At 44.9% G+C, this 18,486-nt stretch carries 11 protein-coding genes; all 11 read right to left on the bottom strand.

The window, feature by feature from the left end; genetic code table 11:
* Window positions 1–36: 36 nt before the first annotated feature.
* The gene (locus DXA97_RS07065; RefSeq protein ID WP_182436826.1) at window positions 37–678 is read right to left on the bottom strand and encodes a class B sortase; all 642 of its coding nucleotides are present in this window, start codon (window positions 676–678) and stop codon (window positions 37–39) included.
* Window positions 679–772: 94 nt separating this feature from the next.
* Window positions 773–1,210 (bottom strand): hypothetical protein, encoded by a 438-nt coding sequence (locus DXA97_RS07060; RefSeq protein WP_118696930.1) that lies wholly within the window; start codon window positions 1,208–1,210, stop codon window positions 773–775.
* Window positions 1,207–1,833, bottom strand: a complete 627-nt coding sequence (locus DXA97_RS07055; RefSeq protein WP_147355546.1) for a hypothetical protein — start codon at window positions 1,831–1,833, stop codon at window positions 1,207–1,209. Before DXA97_RS07055 ends, DXA97_RS07060 begins: the two co-directional genes overlap by 4 nt.
* A 236-nt stretch (window positions 1,834–2,069) precedes the next feature.
* Window positions 2,070–2,705: a hypothetical protein gene (locus DXA97_RS07050; protein WP_147355545.1), complete on the bottom strand. Its 636-nt coding sequence runs from the start codon at window positions 2,703–2,705 to the stop codon at window positions 2,070–2,072.
* A gap of 290 nt (window positions 2,706–2,995) precedes the next feature.
* The gene (locus tag DXA97_RS07045; protein ID WP_118719130.1) at window positions 2,996–3,631 is read right to left on the bottom strand and encodes a hypothetical protein; all 636 of its coding nucleotides are present in this window, start codon (window positions 3,629–3,631) and stop codon (window positions 2,996–2,998) included.
* Window positions 3,628–4,557: a hypothetical protein gene (locus DXA97_RS07040; RefSeq protein WP_118719128.1), complete on the bottom strand. Its 930-nt coding sequence runs from the start codon at window positions 4,555–4,557 to the stop codon at window positions 3,628–3,630. Before DXA97_RS07040 ends, DXA97_RS07045 begins: the two co-directional genes overlap by 4 nt.
* A gap of 11 nt (window positions 4,558–4,568) precedes the next feature.
* The gene (locus DXA97_RS07035) at window positions 4,569–5,078 is read right to left on the bottom strand and encodes a hypothetical protein (RefSeq protein WP_147355544.1); all 510 of its coding nucleotides are present in this window, start codon (window positions 5,076–5,078) and stop codon (window positions 4,569–4,571) included.
* Window positions 5,079–5,226: 148 nt separating this feature from the next.
* Window positions 5,227–6,258, bottom strand: a complete 1,032-nt coding sequence (locus tag DXA97_RS07030; RefSeq protein ID WP_118719124.1) for a hypothetical protein — start codon at window positions 6,256–6,258, stop codon at window positions 5,227–5,229.
* A 64-nt stretch (window positions 6,259–6,322) separates the two neighbouring features.
* Window positions 6,323–7,438: a hypothetical protein gene (locus DXA97_RS07025; RefSeq protein WP_118719122.1), complete on the bottom strand. Its 1,116-nt coding sequence runs from the start codon at window positions 7,436–7,438 to the stop codon at window positions 6,323–6,325.
* 15 nt (window positions 7,439–7,453) lie between these two features.
* Complete coding sequence (locus tag DXA97_RS07020) at window positions 7,454–8,182, bottom strand: SpaA isopeptide-forming pilin-related protein (protein ID WP_118719120.1); 729 nt, start codon at window positions 8,180–8,182, stop codon at window positions 7,454–7,456.
* Window positions 8,183–8,276: 94 nt separating this feature from the next.
* Window positions 8,277–18,470, bottom strand: coding sequence for a SpaA isopeptide-forming pilin-related protein (locus tag DXA97_RS07015; RefSeq protein WP_243107583.1), 10,194 nt, complete (start codon window positions 18,468–18,470; stop codon window positions 8,277–8,279).
* Window positions 18,471–18,486 lie beyond the last annotated feature (16 nt).

Genomic DNA, 18,486 nt, shown 5'->3' with positions numbered 1-18,486 from the left:
CTACCTTTAATGCGCAGGAATACCACCTCCTGTCCTTTAATTTTCGGCCACCGCGAAGCAGATTGTCCTTTCATCCCTGCTTCCGTAACTGCAGGTCACCAATGCAAGCATTTTCTTTTGAATTTCTTCTTCCGGCAATCCTTTCCATGAATTACGGCACCATTCTTTAAAAAGCAGTTCCTCTTCCACCATTTGCGATGGTTCAAAATTTTTTGCTGAACAAACGATGGTTCCGATCACACTGTATCGCTCTTGCCTGTCTGGGAAAAATAAAGAGAGTGATTTATGGTCATTCAAAAAATCGGCATCCGTATACCTGACGATATCTTTAAACATCGTCCCATTGCGCATATGGTGCCCATATAGAACAACCAGATGCTCCTCTGCAGCAGAGGAATTGGCACCATCTAGCATAATGGCACCAAATGCCCGCCTCTCACCTTCTGCCGAATGCTTCATATAGTATTCGTTATCACCGTCCCGCCAGCAGATGGGATAATCGATCACTGTTCCAGGGATCTGTATCCAGCCAACAATATCCGGGTTAATACTCTTTAAGGCTTCAAAATCAATCGGTGAAGTATAAGGCACCGTTTCTTCCCTGGTTGGGTCATTCCCCTTGCACTCATCCTCTTCTGATAGTTTTCCTTCATTTCCGGGAAATGCTGCCTGTTTCAAATACTCCTGTTCCATGCGCGCCTCTATATAAGGAGACGATCCCCGGTAAGCACAGATACCTGCTGCCAGGATCAACGACATGGCAACAGTCTTTCTAATCATTGCATAACCTCCTCCAGTCAACCGGCGTATACTGCTTTTCTTTATGAAATGGAACTTTGTATGTTTCCTCTTCCTGATGTTCTCCTGTACGGTATATAAGGAATGGAATATATGGCACCTTGTTCTGTTCCTTCACATACAGGTCCATTCGTATCCAGGGTCGCACCGGTCTCTGAAGTGCCTGAAGAAATTCTGAATAATGAAGCATGATATAATCCTGTGTAGAATTCATCAGAAAGGGAACCGACTCAAAAGCATACCCGGTGCCGAATGCTGTCATTGCCGGTGCCACCTTTTTTGCAAGTAAGGCCATACCTATGGCTGCCTGATCCGTGATATGCTCCTCACTCCCCCACTGGTTATATAAAGTTCCCTCTTTCAGATAGCTCCCGTCAGCCAGTTCCTCCCTGTCATTCATCAGCATAATCATAATGGTATTCTCTCTGACGCCGGCGGGAGCCGTACATAATCCCTTGCCCGGATAAGGCCGCCCATATCGGAACTCAAATTTTCAATCAGGACCGTAAGCTCACCAGCCATAAATACACATCGGTAAACCGTGCCAATTCCGTCAAGATCCTGTTCTTCAAACAGTGGAAGGGCATACACGGATGAAACTTTAATGCTTTCTTTGATAATCCCTAAATGAAAGAGAAGAACGCCAAACTGATCGCGGAAGTATAGCTCCGGGAATAAGTACGGAATTTCCTTTTCAAAATCCTGATGGGAATTACAACAAAGGCTCATTCCATTCCTCAGCCCCGCCAATGCATAAGAATTATTCTTTCTGATCTGTTCAAACAGATCCATTCTCTTTTTCAGAGCATACTGCCTGCTGTACTCTGTTCTGGATGTTTCCAAATCATTTCTGCAAAAATCCGATATTTCTGTCATACAAGCTAGGATTTCTTTCTCTCCGGCCTGTTCCTGATTACTGCACTGCTCCTTTAAAACATGCAAAAAGAATCCTGCATCCCGATAAAACTGTTTCTTTTCATAGCCAAACGCATCACATTCTTTTACCTTTACCAGGGCCTGTTCCATTTTTTCCAAAGTTACAGAAGCATCCGGATCCTGTTGCCTGCAGATAAAGGACAGAAATGGCAGTAGCGGCTGTTGATAACGTTTTATGGATTCAAATTTTAAAAGATCTGTCTGCTGAAGATCATCCGCAGGATCATTGCTGAAAACAAACATCACATTAATTGCCTGATGCAGGGAGATTTGCCGCATCCGGCGGTTTACTTGTGCATACGCATTGCATTTAAAAAGTAATCCCCCATGCGTACCTACCGCTCTGTTCCCATATCAATCTCTATACAAAGTGGACGTTCTTCTAAGTGATCCGTGCATCGGTATGACAATTTTAGATCTGCAAAGACATCTCCACGCTTCTTCGCCTGGCCGCCATACTCCCGCATCGTTTCAACTGAATACGGAACTTCAAACTCCAGCTGCATCCATTTCTCTCTATAATCAGAGAGTACCATTTTCAGCGCCGCTGCGATTTCTGCTTCCTTATGCTGGGATAATTCCATATTTGTCCTGCCTGTAACATATGCATCCAGGACCGAAACCATATTTTGATCTCCATGGAAATATTCGTTTATCAATTCGTAAAGGTGCTTCTTCCCAGCCTGGGTAATGGAATACAGTCCTTTCTCCCGCGCTCCTCCTTGTTCCTGCATTTTTATCCAGCCCCGTTCAATACATGTTTTGACCGTCCGCTGCCCCATGCTTCCAGCTTCCTGGATACACGGATCAATATGCTGAATCAGGAATAGGATCATCTCCCGCCTGAGGCGCTTATATTTTAAGAGCAGGGCCAGAATTAAAATCACCCTTGCATCTGTTCGGCCGGGCCTGGAACTTGCAAATACACTATTTTTTAAAATCTCATCGTAAATCATTCGAAGATGTAACATGTACCACCTCATCTACTCTCATTTATTTCTAATTTTTTCTCATACATATTTCATGGTGCCTGGCTTCTGGGTTTTTCAGCTCTAAAAATATCCTTTTTATGTATGCCTTTTTATGGGTTCAAAAACATTATTTCAGGCATTCTATAGGTTTTTCTTACTGTATAAGCTCCATGTGCATGGCGCAGTTTCTTCTGTTGTACATGGCACAACATAGTTATGCCATGCACGGGCCGCTGCGTTTCTCACCTGGGTTATGCCACGCACATGGCACAAAATCCGCCCCATATCTTTCAAATCCAGTATCGTTTTATCACTGGCATCCTGCACCCGCTTTCAGACAGCAAATGCGCATACCGGCTCATTAATATCTGATCCATTTCATCAATGATATGACGGTTTCTGGTATCTACTATCAACGAAAAACTGCTTGCGTCCAGCGCCACCAACATTGCATTAGAACGTATAAAAATCGGTTCTGTTAAGGCCTGCACAATGGTATATCTCGTTGCCAGAAGTAGATCTGACGGTGCATTTTGTGGAATCAAATCCGGAGAAATTTCGTAACACATAAAGATCTGATCCTTCTTCTTTTCATTCAAATCAAATGGCGAAAACTCGCATGACAGGAATGTCTTCCGGCACAAAAAATCTCCATTGTGACACTCGCGTGATGTGCCAAAAGCATATTCTACATTCACATAATGTCGGTACAGCTTTCTTATATCTTCCGATAACAGCAAAGGTTCTTTGCTTGTCACATAACGCTTATATAGTGCTGTCACGGAATACACATTACTGTTATCGGGAACAGTTTCTTTCACTATATCTGCCATTGGCTGCAACTGGTCTGTCCCCTGAACAGCATTATAAAGAGACGACAATGAATAAATTTTTGCTTTTGGACGGATATTTCCAAGATCATTCATAGAAGGATACGCCACACAAGATACACTGAATATGTATAAATTGGCCGCCGGATCACATGAAATAGATACTCGAACACAAGTGGTTTGATCATCTTTTTGTTCAGAAAATAGGCACATCTTCGTGACGCAACCGTTATGAATAGCCCTTCCTGCTTCCAGCGTTTCGCATAATCTATAGTCAGCCATTCTTCCAAAGATACTACGGCGCAAAACGGCAAAAAGTCCTCGCTGTGTATGTCTATCACATCCCCGTCTTCCACAATCAGCGCGCCTTCATCTGTCATAAATGCCATTGAAACCTTTTGAGATTCCTCATTTTGTGCTGTATTTTTATCCGATCCTGCTTCTGTCCCACTCTCTGATGTCTGACTTATACGGTCAGAACCTGGTAAAAAATCAAGCATATACTCTACATTTTTCGGCACATTTTCTGCTGTTTTCAGTAACAGGAATGGAACTTTTTCGCCGGGCAATGCCCGCTTTTCTCGGATTTCCATATGTGCCTGTGGATCATTTTTTATCGAATCCAACGGCAATTTATGATTATTTTTTTGAGTGTCTGGAACGGGCTTACTGGAATTTTCCAGGCAATTCAGTCCCGAAGTTTTCTCTTCTTTCTTCGCTTCATGCCCTAAAAAACCTGCACTCATGCTCGCCTGACTCATCAGTTCCTCCAGTGATAAAGCCGGCCTGTCGCTGTATGTAGGAACCAATATTTTCTTTTTATGAGCGGATTGTGCTTCTTCAAGACATATCTGTTTATCATCTTTCTGACCAAATTCTACCGCTACTAACGCAAAAAACAGATAAGGAATTTCATCATATATACAGATATCTTCAAAGAACTGCTGTCGCTCGCGTCCCTGGTAAGCAGGTGCAGCACGAAGTTTCTTCAGACAATCCTCATACCTTTTTGCCGAACACACCTCATTCTCTATTAAAATGGCATCCAGTAACTCCGCAGAATTTTCCTGGCTGCCAAGGCATGTTGCTCTGACAGTATTCCCCGATTTCCATTTAATATATGATCCAGCAACTTTTCTTTGTCATATAGGAATGAAGCAGAGGTACGCTTCCTGGCATCTTTGAACGCTTTATATAATTGTTCTCCAACCGGTAATACATACCCTCTTATGTGCCCCATCTGTTCTAAAATGATGCAAACCTGCATGTGAAATACATTTTTCCGTATCATTGAAACAGTCGGATTATGAAACATATAACGCAGCACCTGCAGTTCCGCGTTAAGCTGACAATTACAAAAATCTTTCGAGAATTCACATATTTTGCAAAAATCTACTTTCTGACATTCCGGTTCAAAGTGAAAGTTTGTATCCACTTCTTCGCAATGAAATGACAGTTCCCCATATGTCTGGTATAAATCGGAAATGTAGGCTGATTCAGGCTTTGTGTCTACTATTTTCATGCTCTTTAATTCTTCAAACACATAATCACACTGCTCCTTCGTGTATCCACATGAAGCGCATTTCTGAATTACATAGATATTTTTTAGTGCCTGATCTGCTATCCACGCCACCTTAAACAGGCATGGGCATCCTTTGATATAGTGCATTTATTTACCTTTCTGCTGCATTCTAAAACACATAATACTTTGGAATTTTGTCACATCCTGGTACCGGGTAATATGGCTTGATCACATGCTTCCCCTGCCGCATCAGTTCACTCACCTCTGCCAGTTCCTCCTCTTTTCCACCAATCAGACCATATTCATTCAGATAAAACAAGGTGAAGCTTGCAAATTCGAGGACACGTTTTGCATCCTGCTTTCCTGCAGTTGAGGTCTTTGTAATTTTGTCATAATGTCTCTTCTTATATGGAATAATTTCTTTCACCTGAACAAACCCGGTAATGCAACAGGCCATACGGTCACTACGGTATACGGCAGAAGAAATTTTCTCCCACTTCACGCGAGGAAGCGAAATATTAAAATTTCCATAATCATTCTCACAAATCAAATATATCTGAGCACCATACTGAGCGCTGATTTTACGCACCTTTCCACAAAAGAATGCCGTTTCTCCAATCTTTGTCCTACGGGTAAGTACAAGTGAACTGTTGATTGAGATCAGCGCACCATCTGGGTCCTCATACTGATATAAGCCATATTCATACTCCATCTGGGAAAGCACAGCATCCGCCGTCATTTGCACTGTCTGTGCACACATTTCAAATGCTCTGGCCGCAATGACCGCATTTAGGATTGTTAGATCAAATCGCTTCCACTTGTACAGGTCAAGCACTTCTCCAGAGTATATGCCGGTTTCCTTTCTGGCCCCTTTTTTGCACTTAAAGGCAACCGGAATGGAAAATCCATGCCCATAGATGAACGGAATGATACCGGCGGCTTCCGAATACTTAGCAAGCTGCTGAACGTATTCTACGCATGCTGCTGCATGTCTGCCACGTAAAAACTGAAGTTCCAAATTTTCATTGATAGTCACTTCCGCCTCATCCTCTCTGCAGCAGCACCGCAGCACCTTTCCTGTTTCTAATTCTCTTTTGATCCTGGAACGAAGTGCTAAATGATATAATACCGTTGGATATAAATAGCGTCCTTCTTCTTTTTCACCTAATTTCAATACTAAAAAACCGATTTTCTGCTTCAATACAGCCTCCTTAAATTCTTTTAAAAAAAACTGCGCATGGCTGTGACACCATACGCAGCTAAATCTACCTTCTTCGTCCACGTTTCGGGCCGCGATGCCACCGACTTGAAACGTGCTCAGGCTCTTCGGCATCTTTCGTTCTGCGCCTGACAGCGAGATATAATATGATTGCGATAAACAATAGGAAAAATACAACCGCCGTAATGTACGGATGCTTTTTTACAGTTTCTGCTATCTTTTTCAGAAACTTTATCATCTCTTCCCATAGGTTTTTAAGCCAATCCCAGCGATTGGATCCCGATGATTTTGATGTGCTTTCCGGCATAACAGAGGCATCCTTTGGCAGCAGTTCATACTGTGCACGGATCTGATACCCCTCTTCTTCCGGCAGGGTAATCACATCTTCATATGAAATTTCCAGATCGTAAACCAGCTTTTTCCCATACGCAACTGCGTTCCGATACAGAATCCCATTCTGCTCATACATATTACCGGCCCAGGCCGTATGGTCGATCTGGTATGCGTCCTTTGGCACGCCGATCAGCTTTAACAAAAGCCCCTCATTGCCCGCAAACGGATCTGCTGTCTGATTGAGTGATATCACCTCATTTCCAATCTGGAATAGTCCTGAGTCCGCATGTTCTACGACAATATCAAACGTAAAGGAATCTTCCCAGCGTTCATTTACCCGCTTTGTCTCTGTAACCGGTAACGTATAATCGGTTACCGTTTGAAACGGATTATCTGCAATTTCTACCTTATAAGTTTCCGAGATCTCGTCAATTCCTTCATAATCTTTCAGCAGCAACGTATCCTGGATATGCTTTTTTCTTCCGGAAAGAGTTTGTTCCTGCACCTCATAATCCACTAATCGGTATGTATCATTGCCTTCCACATGTTCTTCCTCTGGCAGATATGGATCCTGATCCGCATCCTTTGGAAACACCTGAGAATAATATACATAACTTCCGTCGGTCTCTCCCGGACCATAATATGGCCGCTCTCCAAATACTTCTTCCACGGTGGTAATCGCATCATCTGCGTCGCTGACCTGCTTTTCCGTTTCAGAAGACACCGCTGCATTCATATCCTCTGTAGTATTCTGCGTCTGGTTTTCTGATACCTGACTCGCCATGGTTTTCCCGGCGGGACTGGCAAATACCAGTACCGCCGTAAACATCAGGCGCTAAAATATCTACGCCTCATCATCTTTTTTCTTTCCTTTCCTTCGTCCGATAAGCACCAGTCCCCCTGCGCCTATCGCAAAGATGGTTGCCAGTACATACCATTTGAATGAATCTGTAGTATCTCCTGCCTTCGGTTGCTTCAGCCAGTCTGGAACACCCAATCCATAGGATCCGCTGCTTCCATTCGTGCTCTCATAATGCGCATAGATCCGCCCGATACCAACCTTTTTATCAGTTTTTTCATTATAAAGTGTTGTTTCCCCAGCGATGGTTCCGTCATATGAAACAAGGAACTGCCATGGTGCTTCGGACAGCTCATATCCGTTTGCCGGCTCGATCTCCACGATACGGTAAGTTCCTGCCTTACCGGCCAGAACCTTGCACTCTCCTGTTTCATCCGTTCTGCCATGAAATACCACCTGGCCGTCCGGATCAGTCACCTGAAGCAGCGTATCTGGAACCGCTGTGCCGTCTTCTGAATCTTTCTTTTCAAGTATCACCTCCACATTTGGATAATCATACAAGGTCCGATTTTCTGGATTGGTTACTTTACCATCCTTAATATACAGGTACTGCACGGTCGGGTTCAGGTAATATCCAGCCGGTGCCTCTGTTTCCTGATATGTATAGGTTCCGTCTGTCGGCATAGTAAATATCAGATATCCGCTCTCATCTGTAATCCCTTTTAAGTACAGGCTTCCATCCACACTGTAAACAGTAAGCTCTGCTCCGGCCACGCCGATCTGGTTTACTGGATCGTACTTGCGAATGGACAGTTGACGTTTTCCCGGAGTGTGCCACCTCCGCCGCCACCGCTACTGATTGCATAATTCACGAATCGGATTTCTTTTGTTTCCTGACCCAGTGGCATAATAAACTCCTGATCCTCAGATACCCGGTATCCACCAGGGCTGATACTTCATGAATGACATAGGTTTCTCCGGCCTTCAGTACACCGTCAATCCGGTAAACCGTACCGTCTGGCACGAAATCAACCAGAACATTTCCGTACAGATCCTTGATCTGTATCCGGCCGCCACTAAGAAGCGTGCCATTTGGATTTACCTTGCCAAATTCTACATGGGTTACATCATCGAACATCTCCACCATATCAATGCTGCCATCTTTGGATACCGTAAATTCAATGTTCTCCGCAACCGAATAGCCATCTTCCGGTCGGATCTCAATAAGTGTATAAGTTTCTCCGGCAATCAGTTTTGCTACGATTTCGTGTGGTGTCGTCGAAGAGGTCCACTCATCCACATTTCCATTCTTATCCTTTATCACCAGATGACAGCCCGGAAGTTCTTCTTTTCCCGTAATTTTCTTCTTGGATACAACCACATGCGTCGGCTTATCCTCCATTTTGACCTGATCGACCGTTCCGTCATGGCTTACTTTAAACTGAATATCTTCCGCATAGGCCCAACCGTCTGCCGGACGAACCTCCCGTAGTGTATATTCCTCATCTGCGATCAGCTTCTCCTTAATTTCATGCGGCTGGTCCGTAGAAACCCACTCATCTACCACATTTCCATTCTTATCAATGACCTGAAGCGTACAGCCTGGCAGCTCTTTGCTTCCCGTAATCTCCTGTTTGGAAATTACAACATGCGTCGGCTTGTCTTCCATTTTGACATAATCGACCGTTCCGTCATGACTTACCTTAAACGGCACATCTTCCGCATAGGCCCAACCATCTGCCGGACGAACCTCTCGCAGCACATAACTCTCATCAACTACCAGTTTTGCAACGATTTCATGCGGCTGGTCCGTAGAGATCCACTCCTCTACTACGTTTCCGTCCTTATCTACGACCTGAAGCAGCGCACCCGGAAGTTCCTCACTGTTTGTGATCTTCTTTTTAGATAACACGATGTGAGTAGGCTTATCCACCATGATCACCCGGTCCACCGTACCATCCTCATTTACGGTAAAGGTAACATCTTCCGCATAGGAATATCCAGGTGCCGGGCTTTTTTCAACCAGTCTATAGGTCTTTCCCGGTTCCAGGAATTCTTCAAGGCTTTCCGCTACGTCAGAGCTGGTCCAGCTGTGAATCAAGTTATTTTCCTCATCGTATAATTCCATTTCACAGCCAGGAAGCTCTTTACCACCACCAATTTCCGTCTTTGAGATCATAACTTTGGTTTTCCGGTCCGCGGCTGCAATGCCCTCAACATTCACAGACTGGCCCAGAATTGTACTGATCTTATTTGTCGGAAGGCTGTCCCCATTTGCGAATACGGTTTCTTCCATAAGCACATAGGTTTCTCCCGGCTTAAATATCGTGCGTTTCGCCGTATCCTCAATATTTCTGGTAAATCTGGCTCCGTTTCCGCGAGTTGCATCTACACTTCCGGACGTCATTTTCTCCGTATGGTGCAGGCCATTCTCGATCTTTTCAATCTCATAGGTCACATTTTTATAGTAACCCGGATCGATCTTGACATATTCATTACCAGAGAGGCTGATGGTATCACCACTCTTTATCATGCCGGTCCTGCTGCCGCTGTATGAATATGTGCCTGAAAGTTCCCTTCCTGTCGATGTGTCATAGAGTTTTACCCTAAATGATGTTTTCTGATCTTTATACCTCTCCTTTCCGGATCCCGTAAGTTCGTTGAACAATACTACCTTTCCATAAGTTAATACCGGCACTGTCTTCTGGGTTTCCCTTACAATTCCCTTATATTCTGCTTTTGCCTTAATCGTAGATGCCTCACCACTTACCTGTGTTGTAAAAGCAGCGTATGCAGCTTCACCTGGCGCCACGCTCTCAAAACGGAATACCAGTTTTTCTCCGTCAAAAGTTCCTGTTCCTGGATCAATGATGCTTGTATCTGCATCGACAGTCACGGTTAATACCATATCCGCCTTTTTATGATCCGTGTTGATCACGCGGATTCTTTCAAAAATTGCCTGGTCCGGCGCTAATGCACTGGCGCCATCCGCAGACAGTCTGGTTATTACCAGATCATCTTTCTGCAGAGGATTTTTCACTTGCTTTTCCTGATTGTCCGCATCTGGAAGAAACGCAGTGATCTTGGTTCCGTCCGCATAAGATAAGGTCACATTTACACGGTCAATTTCTCTGGTTGGAATTTTAATCTCTTCATTTTCATCAAACCAGAATGTTTTGGTGAACCGATCCGTCACAAGAATGGTTCCGTCGGAATATCTGCAATACTCTGTAATGGTATAGGCCGATCCTTCTGACACGGAAGAAAGCGGTTTTCTTATCACATGTTTCTCGCCGACACCGATCCAGCTTTCTACCAGGTCTTTGTTTGCGTCCGTCAACTCATAATATATCTGGGTCACATAACGGCCCTTCAGTTTTACCTGCTCAATGCTTGTGGTATCACGATTAATCGTATCCAATTCATAATCATTCTTTGATACCCGTTGGATTTCAATACTCTCCATCTGGTTAGAAAGGCCCTGGATACTCCTTCCATCACTGGATACCGTAAACAGTACCGGCTTCATCAGATTCCACCCATTTGGCGCAGCATCTTCCACCAGAATATAGGTATGCCCTGCAATAAGTCCGATAACCTCATGCCTCTTCTCCGATTTTCTGGTGGTCCAGGTCGTAAACGGTGCATCTTTATCATATACAGGCTGATCGTGTTCATCTTTTCCTGTCACTTCATAAATGGAAAGAATTGCCCCATCTATAAAAGCACCTTCTGTATTGTCATCCCCTAAAGCATCGAAGTCCTGCTTACTAAAATACAGCCTGGTCTTCTGATCCTTTACGCTTTCCTGATGAATTACTACCGTCTCATGGGCAAAGCTCTGGCCGTCACTCTGTTTCGGCTCAAACTGCCAGGTGATGATTTCCGGATTTACACTATAACCCTCCGGCGCTGCAATCTCCTGTAACGTATAGGTATAAGGAATGATGCTTCCATCTGGCTGCATCTCACCAACAGGAAGATCCTGCACGATGATGACTGCCTCTGTTCCATAGATCATGTTTGTGGAAACCGGCTCATCCAGTTCATCCCCTTTATAGGCTTTGATCTCAAATGTCGCTCCGGCAAGTCCCTGACCGTCTTCTCCAGTCTTGGTGATAGAAAGCGCACCTTTCACCGCTTCATTGACTGCCCGGATCGTCTGTACCGAATCATCCAGATGATACTCAAATCGTACCGGTTCTGCTAAGGTATAATAATCCGGTGCTGACAGTTCTACTAAATAATAGATACCTTCTGCCAGGCCCGTTTCAATATGAAGCCTTAAATCTCCCACCTGATATCCTTCCGGGATCCTGCCATTTACTTTATCTGTCACTGTATAAATGCCGTCCGCTCCGGTTACCCATTGGCTGACCAGATACTCCTCAGACTGGTTCAGATTTCCTGATAAATCTGCTCTATACAGGGCCATGACAGCACCAGCCAGTTCCCCGGTCACACCAACAGCAGATTTAGAAAGCCAGATCTGCCCCGCCAGATCTTCGATGTGATACTGCTGGATCTCCTTCCGGTTCTCCACTACGATCACCTGGGCATCTGCTTTTAAAAATCCATCGGGAGCCTTGGTTTCTACAAGGACATACTTTTTCCCTGCAGGCAGGCCATTGATCCTTCTGGTGCCTCTGTCCGTAAGGTAGGTATCCGCATAAGCATTTATATGCTCCAATTTCTGATAATCAAACTGGTAATCAAAGACGGTTTCCGGCAAATTGCCAGATACTGCCACGCGTATAGTCTCCCCGTCGCTTGTAATCATGGTAAGGAGTGCTTTCGTTGCAAATCGGTCATGACTTCCTCCGGCGCTTGCCGCATCCATTACTGTTTTAGATGTGACGGTTGCAGATTTTTCCTGTCCATTCTCCTTCCAGCCAAACAGTGAAAGATCCACACCATAGGACGCATACGCTTTTTCAAATGCATCGCGGAAATTCTGATAATTCTCAACGGTGCCGCTCTTAAATGATGCCAGAACACGGGCATCATATACCGGCGTGCCATCCACATCGTAAATAATTTCACCTTCTGCATTTACCACTGCCTGTTGGAGACTAAATTCTGCTCCAGACAGCTGGACTTTTTCTCCATGCTCATCTGTAAAGAATTTTTCAATCTCAACCTTTGTGGTATCATTCTTCATGCAGGCAATTTCAACTTCTGACTGATCACCGATCGTAACTTCCACTGGATCTGCTGTCACAAAACCTTCCGGCGTTTCAATCTCTTCCAGCAGATAATCTCCTGCCGGGATCCGCTCGAAATAGGCCGGTTCATTTCCGCTTACCCACTCCGCAGTATTCCATACCGGATTGGAAGCAGTACTGTTTGAATCTTCCCAAACCAGTGGAGTATCCTGTGTTTTTACCATATAATATCCCTTTGGATATTTTTCCGTATCCACACTATATACCCGTCTGGCCGGATACAGCGCCAGTTTTGCTCCAGGAACAGAACTGTATGTATAGGAAGCAATATCACCAGTCACCACCTCGCGCTCATACGGTTTCTCTCCCGTTTCCGGATGTTCATGGTCCATATCCAGAACTGTCATTTTGGTATCCTGCGGCGCATGGATCTTACTAATTTCAATCTTTGTGGTCCGGTCAACCATCTGAACATGCTGAAGTTCTCCCGTCTCCGCAACAGTAATGCCGCTAGGCAGCCCCTTCACATACCCCTCCGGTGCCTTTAACTCCTCCAAAATATAGGTTCCGCTCGGAAGGCGTTTTAAAACATCTGCCTGACCGTCCATTTGGAACGTATCGAATGGATCATTTGGAGTCTTGTCGGAGCTGAGCCAGGTGTTTTCAAGGATGTATCCCTCACCCAGCCTGTGATACAGATTTTTCCTGTTCGGAGACTCTTCATCCCAGGAAGAATCATACAGTTCATCGTGTTCATTGATGCGGTACGCATTCTGGTTATATTCTTCCAGATTATCTGAATCCTGGTGTCTGACAAAATCTCCATTTCGGTCATAAAGATCCTCACCCTTTTTGTAGGTTTCTGAACTTCTCTGGTAATACAAAACCAAACCATGGTCATCATAGACTGGATTGAGTTCATTTAAGAAATCACCATTATTATCATCTACCAGGACAGAGCCATTCATATCCTGCTTAAAACGGTTCTGCTCAATGCTACTCTCTTCGTGTGATTGCTCCCCATTTCCTTTCCAGGTTCCAGTAATATGGCCGGACTCCGTATGGGTATACGACGGTTTATCCGCATCCGGTATCTCCGCGGTGGAATTATTTACCACATCCAGCGTTTCATCCTCTGCATAGCCGTCCTTATTTTCGCCCACCGTAGCAATACGGGAAGTCGTAACCTTATCACGAGCAATCACATTTCCAAATTCATCCTTCCTTACGTTGACTGGCCATACCAAAATTCTTACCGTTCCGTCTTCACAGTATTCTTCGATATATGCCATTCCTGTTGCCGGATCAACCAAAGCATCGCGGTACCCGTCTTTATCCAAATGATAGATTTTGGTGCCTGCCTCCACTTCAAGCTGCTTATCATTCTTACGGTATTTTACCCTTGTAAAATCGCCTTCTGTAATCTCTAAATACGGAACTCCATTCTTAAAGACATACATTGAATGATCGCTGTCACTCTTTGCGAAATTTCTGCGGTCCCGTTCTGCCTCTTCCACAGGCGTCAGTTTGTGCATTCTGTCATACACATAGGTAATGAACTGTCCGTCAATATAGCGCTCCTGATATGGATCCAGTCCATCCAGGTCATAATATAAAATATCTGTATCCGGCCGCTGCAACGTAACCGCAGACCATACTCCGCCGGTAGCTGAAATGGAGTTTCCGTCCTTGTCAATGCCGACCGGGAAAGTTACTTCCAGTTCTTTACCTGCTTCATCCTTTTCACGAACAAACTCTACCTTTTCGCCGGCATACCCCTGCTCGATATACATTCTGGTGATATTGTTCGTGAGATTTCTTTCAATCTTCAGTCCTTTATAAGTCTCATCTCCCTCAAATCCAGAGCGTTCTACAGGAATTGCATCAAACAATGTCATCAATGCCCCTGCTACGTAGCCATTTTCATCATCTGCAGTTTCAAGAGTTCTGGTAACATATCCATAGCCCGCAAATGTTCCGTGGGAATAGACAATTTCCACCTGTTCTCCTGCTGCCTTGCGTTCCTCTAAATACTCCAGGGTTCCTTTCTGCCATGCATATCCTAAATATTTTCCATCCCGGTACGCATAAACCAGGTCCGGATTTTTTCCGATCTCGCTGTATTTTCTATCCACACGACCGGAAATCTTATAGCTGACCGTCTTGTCCGCCGTTGTATTGGCTTTCTCTGCAGAGGATTCTTTTACCTTTTCAACCTCCAACCGGATCGGAGTATTCTCCACATAGACCTGCGCCACGTTTACTTTGTCTTCCGGTTTGTTTGCATTGGTTGTCTGGTGGTCCGCATCATCCTCATAAACGACTGCCAGGACCCGATTATCCTTTGCTCCTTCCTTATAATAAGTGATCTTGTCGCTGTAAACCTCGATCGCGATTGGCTTACTCCGCGCGTATCCGGCTGGCGGATCCACTTCCGCCAGGACATAAACACCCACGCCTAAAGGCTGCGGCAGCTCCAAATAACCGACATTCTGGTCCTGATAAGAAGATCCCGTGTCTGTCATCTCATCCCGCATCAGGCCGTCCCTGGTTGTTGAATAGGTTTTAAAGGCTACAGTCTTATTCCCGTATTCATCTCCCAGGACAATCTGCTCATCCTCACTGCAGGTCGGTGTGCCCTCCGGCACGGTGCCACTATACAGATCACCGATGCCATTCTCTTTTCCGGTAATGCGATCAATCCACCTTGCAATCCGGCCTTTTGCAATCGGCCGGATGTCGATAGCCCCCATTGCCGTTAAGAATTCTTTTGTTCCGGTAAACTGCGTGGGTTCTGTCGTAAATTTTACGGTTCCCTGACCACTCTCACTGTCATCACGGGATGCCGCATACAGATTGAAAAGTGCACCGTCGTGAAGGATATTCTCATGGGTTTCTGAGTCAATCTTTTCTATTCTAAGCTTTGCCGTAAAGAAGCGGTTCACAAACTTATCGTAAGCAAATCCCCGATATGTTGCGTTTCCTCCCTGAGTCGGCTCTTCATCTGTCACCTCTGCCTGTTCATCCGTTGATGCAACCACGCTATACGGAACCAGCATGGCAGCATATTTCCCGTCATAAGCTGTCTGCATTCCTGTCATCGTTGCAACATGATCCCGGTACTGGATTCCTAACCGGTTATCTGCCGTAATATCCGCACCCGGATATGGAACGTCATCGGAAAGTCCCGCATCTTCAGACAGGGAACTATACCGGTAATTTTCTGAAATTCCTTTTCTGCCGCTCTGTCCCTCTGTCAGATAATAGGTAACTTCGGCAGCAGAACGATCATTTTCCGGATTATAATAATTTTTCAGCGGCCGCCATGGGCTTTGCGTCAATGCAAAATAGTTACCGGCTTCTGCCCGAACCCCATTTGTGATCTCATTTAGATCAAGGCCATACTTATAAACTTCAAAATCCCCATGATGATTATGGGCCTGGATCTTATGGTCCTCCTCACCAAACCGGATCTGATATTTCTGTTCCAGCTGCTGCATGGAATCAGCCCGGCCATAATTATAGAAAGAATTGAGTGTTTCCGGAGTTTCCTGTGATGCATCATAAGATGCATACACACTCGGCAAAGTTACTTCCCTTGGCTGATCAATCTGATAATGCCGGTTTTTAAAATCCTTCAGTTCATCAACATGCGGCTGCTGCTCTGCCACCACATAGATTCCATACGGTAAATATTTCGATAACCCATAGGCATATCCACCGTCTTTTGAAAGATCTTTATCTCCATAAATCGTATTGGCAGCCAGTGTTGTTGTATCATGGTCGCTGCCTCCGTTTGCCTCGCTATCCCAGTGAATTGCGTAAAGCTCATCAAGATCATACGCAAAGAACGGCTTCAAATAATTTTCTGCTTTTTTAATGGCCTGGCGGAGTGCCAGATCATACGTTTCTTCACTGTATGCCGTCGCACCAGCACTGGCCTTCTTCTCTCCAGTACCTGCGTCTACCTCCTGCACCAGTTTTTTTACCTCATCATCCAGGTACCAGCTGATTGCAAACTGACGCACCCGGTCAGATACCCTGGCATTATCCAGCTGCTCTTCGGTACGGTTTATGAGATTTCCAATCGGCTTATAACTTGTGTAGGTCGGATGATTTTCATCCCATTTATCTCCATTAGAAACGCTGATCGCATCAAAAAACTTCTCATAATTGTAATTTTTGACCGTACTTGTGCTGTCACTGTCTTCAACCAGATAGTTTGCCGTTTCCAGCAGTCTCGTATAGCCCGTGTTTGCCTCATCACTGATCAGACCATTATGGTAATCATAAAGAGCCGTATTGGCAATCACTGCATCATTGGAATTTTTAAACAGCGGATCCGTCTGATGAGGGACCTTTGTATAGATCTTATTGACCAGCATTGGAAATGCTTTATTTGCGGCAAGCTGCTCAGCATCCGTCCGGTCAGTTCCCATACGGTCCTGCCATACAATTTCTCCATTTTCATTCCGGTACAATGCTTCCAGATTTGACTTCAAATAAGTTTTGAAACGGAAATTATCAAGCTTTTTCGCCGAATGGTCCGATGCTCCATTCCCTTCATGGTTACCAAATAAGCGACTCCACCAGTCCTCATGGACTTCACTGTAGGAGTTCGTATTGCGGTAACTCTTCTCATCAATCGTTTTTGTTACTTTGATCTGCTGACTGATGATCCTCTCTTCTACACCTACAGGTTCCTTTCTGGTGTTCGTCCCCGGCCGTTCTGCCCCATCCTGAAATACATAGTCCTGGACCGGATAATCAAGGGCCACCGATTGTACATAAGAATTTTCCTGGCCTACTAAAAGGCTGCGATAGTTAAGGTATGCTTTTACGCTGGAACCTTTTGCCAGATAATAGGAGGCGCTACCAACCTGAATGCCGGCAAGTTCTTTTGAAATTCCAAAATCTGTGCAATCCTGCTCAGTCAGTGAAATGAACCGGGATGGAAGTTTCAGCGTATACTCATAACGTGCTGCTGCCTCGTCATTATGCTCCGCTCCATATCCATCCGTATAATTACCAGTCTGATGGGCAATCCACACATTACCTTCCTTTGTGAGAGGGATCTCCGTCCACTTGCATTCATTTACTTCCACGGAAATCTTTTCTGTCCGCTCCACATAGGTTACCTTCGGAATTTTAATGCCATTTTTATCCAGAGGTGTTTCCCCGGTTTTATAAAATTCAGTTTCGGTTACGACACCATTCACGATATCCCCGTTCTCATCTGCCTGTACAGCGGGAGAAAGGATCGCATTGACGGTGCCGTCCTCGTTCGTGGAAAAATTCTTCATTTCACCGCGGGGATCATAAATGGCATCCTCGCCGTATGCAACATAAATAGCTCTTGGCCGCATGCTGTGGTCTGCCGGCATACTTGCTACCCGGTAAAATATCGCATCCCCTGAAGAACCGTCTGCCGGAACATAAAAGAGCATCGGATAATTGGTCCGGTTTGCGTATAAACCGACCGTCCAGCTGTCCGCATTTTCTTTGATATAATCTACTCCACCATAATTGTAATAATCATGGGTATTGTAATAATCCAGAATAGAAACAATCAGTGAAGATAACGATACTGCGTCTCCGTCTGTTCCTTCCTTATTGATCGTCAATGTTACAAGAGGAGAACCGCATACCGTTTTATCAGCTGCGCTTCCAGCGCTGACACCGGATATACCATAGGTATCTGTCTCACCTTCCCATACACCGCGGTCGAATACCAATTCATCCATGCTCGAATAAGCTGTAACTCCGCTTCTTTTATAGTTCGGTGAGCTTTTTCCATTTGTGCGAAGCGCCTGCTCCACCTTGATTTTAAGAAGCGCAAAGTCATTATCCACATCTGGTACAGATGCGAGTCTTAAAAGAAGTTCATCATCAGACATTCCTGGCACAGATGCC

It is taken from the genome of Clostridium sp. OF09-36 (assembly GCF_003481985.1).
GTDB lineage: Bacteria > Bacillota > Clostridia > Lachnospirales > Lachnospiraceae > Brotaphodocola.
The sequence above is the reverse complement of the archived record's forward strand: the minus strand, read 5'-3'. Positions and strand labels throughout refer to the sequence as shown.